Raw genomic sequence first — 753 nt, forward strand, 5'->3', positions numbered from 1 at the left:
GGAAAGGAACAGCGCTTCATTGGTCGCATAGCTAAAGTATTCGTACCGCTTGATCTTGGTAGCAAGCGATGTGTTCCAAAGAAAGTCGGGGTGTACGAACAGCATCCAGCCCTCCAGGTCCGCAGGTACACCGTTCTCTTCACCGCGCAGGATCTGGCCGGGAGACAAAAAGGCCATAAGCCCTTCGTCAAAGTCGTATTTCTGTTGCCCGTAATGTAAGCCGTCACACCCTCTTTTCATGGATATTACATACAAATCGAAAACGACCGCCTCTATACCTGTATCGTTTCTCAGGCCTTTCAGGTCAACGATGCTGATCAGCGGGTGATGGGGTTTGGGGAGCCCCATCAAACGGTGAATCTCCGTTATAGAGCTGATCCGGTAGGGTTTGCAGTTTGCCATACTGCGGGTTATTTAAATTTAAACGGATATTTGAGCCAAATCATCACTAATGGCATGGCTAAAAATGGGATCTCTATCAACGCCATGCGGTAATCTCCCGCTCGCAGCGCCAGTCCCATGATCATAACAATCAGGACCGCATTGAGCATATTGCCCAGGAAAAAGGTGCCAGGGATGAGCAAAAGTACACCGACCGCTATGGCAACACAAGCCAGATATGGAATGTATGTTTCGCTGATTCCTAAACTTTCCATCATCTTAACGGACTCCGGATTGTTTCTGTAATGCAGGGTGTCCCAGGCATGTTTGAAACTGAGCGTTACCGAAACGAGTAGCAGCAGTGCGGAAGCT

1 protein-coding gene and 1 pseudogene are annotated in these 753 nt (G+C 48.9%); both read right to left on the reverse strand.

The window, feature by feature from the left end; genetic code table 11:
* Positions 1 to 402, reverse strand: a pseudogene (locus tag AAHB90_RS32460) (AraC family transcriptional regulator); the annotation flags it as partial.
* An 8-nt stretch (positions 403 to 410) separates the two neighbouring features.
* Positions 411 to 753: hypothetical protein (locus AAHB90_RS32465; RefSeq protein ID WP_342089486.1), on the reverse strand; the 343-nt coding region annotated here is incomplete at its 5' end.

The sequence above is a fragment of the Dyadobacter sp. OTU695 genome (genome assembly GCF_038440355.1).
GTDB lineage: Bacteria > Bacteroidota > Bacteroidia > Cytophagales > Spirosomataceae > Dyadobacter.